This is a genomic window from Oleiphilus sp. HI0123 (genome assembly GCF_001635315.1).
Genome location: NZ_LWGE01001630.1, coordinates 1 through 2,845 on the forward strand (window position 1 = coordinate 1; position 2,845 = coordinate 2,845).

Here is a 2,845-nt window from a genome sequence, read left to right on the forward strand (position 1 = left end):
AGTACTGCAAAGGCCAAGCTCGTGTTCTGAAATAGCTTCTGCTTGGCTTGCGCGTAGTCGGACATTGAACCATGGTAATCCAAGTGATCACGAGTCAAATTGGTGAACACTGCTCCATAAAACTGGACGCCATCTACCCGGTTCTGACATAAGCCGTGCGAAGATACTTCCATCACTACAAACTTTGCACCCGCGTCACGCATATTAGCCAAATGCCGATGCACCTCGATCACATCGGGTGTCGTGTAACCGGTCGCAACCAGAGCTTCCGTCTCCTCACCAAGCAAGCCATAACCCAAGGTTCCCATCACGCCACACTTATGCGGTCCTTGGGATATGTAAGAGGCAAGGTAGTTTGCTACTGAGGTCTTGCCGTTCGTACCGGTGACACCGATTACTTTAATTTCTTCACTTGGCCTAAAGAAGAAGCGAGCCGCTATCTCTCCCATACTCTGGCGAAGGCCCTGCAAGCAGATCTCTATCGCTGCTTTATCTTCATATATTCGGCAGTTAGTATTTCCATCGCGTAGTACTGCGTTTGCACCGCGTTCAATAGCTTCTGCAACGTACAGCTCAAGCTGAGCTTCATCACTAGCAATCGCAATGAACACATCACCTTTTTGAACTTTTCTACTATCGATCGAAATACCTGAAACTCGTGTATCCAGCGCTGCAGGCACATTACAAATACCTCGGAGCAAATCAACCAATGAGTGAGCATAGATATTTTGCATACTACCCTCTGCTCGCTAAAATTGATTTGCCAGAAGACAAGGCTGAACTTTCTTTATCGGGGCTGACATCAAGCAAGCGCATCGTGCCATTCACAACTCGTGAAAAAACTGGCGCCGCAACCTCACCACCATAATATTCCGCACCTTGCGGACCATCGATCACTACCACCATGGCGACTTCGGGTTTATCTATTGGCGCGACGCCGGCAAACAGCGCTTTGTACTGGCTCTCTTCATAACCCGAGCTTCCTACACTGTGAACAGTGCCCGTTTTGCCTCCGACTTCATACATTGGCAATTGCGCTCGCGTTCCTGTTCCACCCTTGGCAACAACAGCCTTCATAGCTTTTCTCAAGGAATCAGAAACATCCGAGCTCAAAATCTGCTCTCCTGGGTAATGCTCTTCACGATAAACAAGACCCAAAGGGTGCTTTACACCACCATTCCCTAATATCATATAAGCTTGGGCAAGTTGCAGTGCGGTAGCATTCAGACCGTAACCATAAGACATGGCTGCAACTTCAATTGGCTGCCAATGCGAAGAGTCTGGCAAAGAACCTATACTCTCTCCAGGAAAGCCAATTCCCGTTCCCTGCCCAAAACCAAGCCGGCTAAACATATCCCAAACGACATCACCACTAAGATCCAGCGCTATACGACTGGTTCCAACATTACTACTTTTGGCAATAATATTAAGGACACTTAGCTCACCGTAGTTTCTGTGATCTCGAATTGACTTACGCCCTAAACGCAAATAACCCGGAGATGTATCCAGGCGGGTATTCAGTGTGTATTTGTTTGTCTCTAATGCCGCGGCTATCGTTGCTAACTTCATCGTCGAGCCCGGTTCAAATACATCGGTGATCGCTCGATTCCTCAAATGCGCAACATTTATATTGCTACGATTATTTGGGTTATAGGAGGGCTGATTTGCCATCGCTAAAACATCGCCTGAGTGAATGTCGAGTACGACTATCGACCCGGCTTTCGCTTTATGAGTCTCGACGGCAGCCTTGAGTTCTCGATAAGCCAGATATTGAATCCTCATATCTAGACTCAAACGAATATCCTTTCCTGGGCTAGCTGTTTTTACAGCACCAAAATCTTTGATCACTCGCTGCTTTCTGTCTTTCAGGACTCTGCGCTTTCCCGGTTCGCCGCTTAGCCAGTCATCATAGGAGAGTTCAATCCCCTCCTGGCCGTGCTTATCAATATTAGTAAAACCGACAACATGAGCAGCCACTTCACCCGCTGGATAGTATCGCTTGTATTCTCGTTTGCTATAGATCCCATCTAAATTTAAAGCAAGCACTTTGCTTACTTCATGAGGCGCCATTTTTCGCTTAAGGTAGATGAAGTGCCTATTTTTGCTGCGCTCTAGCTTGTCGGCCAGTTTCTCATAGCTTTGTCCAAGCGCTTCAGCCAAGGCTTTAGCTTGGGCAACATTCAAGTTCAGATAACGAGGATCTGCATAAACCGTTTCAACCGGAGCGCTAACCGCCAAAGGCACACCATGGCGATCCATAATTACGCCACGATGAGCATCCAGCGTTTCAAAGCGAATAGTACGTGCATCACCCTGCTCTGCTAAAAATGCCTGCTCATAAACATGCAAGTCTATCGCACGATAAAAAAGTGCGAGACCACACAAAGCCAAAAAGCCCAGCAGAAACCAATACCGCCAGGCTAAATTGCTTTTAGAAATGTCTTTTGAGCGATTCACTAATCAGCACTCTTTTATTTATAGTTAGTAAATTAACTGGATTTTTTCAGTTTCTGGCACTTCCATACCCAAGCTTTCGCGCGCCACTGACTCAATTCTATTAGGCGAGCTCCATGCACTTTGTTCTAATAACAATTGCGCCCACTCGAGCTGAAGCTGATCATTTTTTTCTAGCAAAATTGCTTGCTCTGCAAATAGCTGCCGACTCAAGTGAGAAGAGTACACAACACCAATTGCTGACAAGACGATTATCAGTAACAACATGCCGGTCACCACAAAACCTTTAAAGGAAACCTGCCTTAACAAATGAAGCAAGCCATCTAGGGCCAAAGCCATTCGCTCCATCACCGTCATCTCTGAAGAGTTTTCCCGCACCGCCTCAACGCCG

General features: G+C 46.9%; 3 protein-coding genes. All 3 read right to left on the reverse strand.

The window, feature by feature from the left end; all coding sequences use genetic code 11:
* A partial coding sequence (locus A3761_RS26370) for a Mur ligase family protein (RefSeq protein WP_231881283.1) occupies nt 1-734 on the reverse strand: 734 nt, incomplete at its 3' end.
* Between the two features lies 1 nt (nt 735).
* On the reverse strand, nt 736-2,457 hold the full coding sequence (locus tag A3761_RS21935; protein ID WP_068516380.1) for a penicillin-binding protein 2: 1,722 nt from the start codon (nt 2,455-2,457) through the stop codon (nt 736-738).
* A 24-nt stretch (nt 2,458-2,481) separates the two neighbouring features.
* A partial coding sequence (gene ftsL, locus A3761_RS21940) for a cell division protein FtsL (RefSeq protein WP_197473173.1) occupies nt 2,482-2,845 on the reverse strand: 364 nt, incomplete at its 5' end.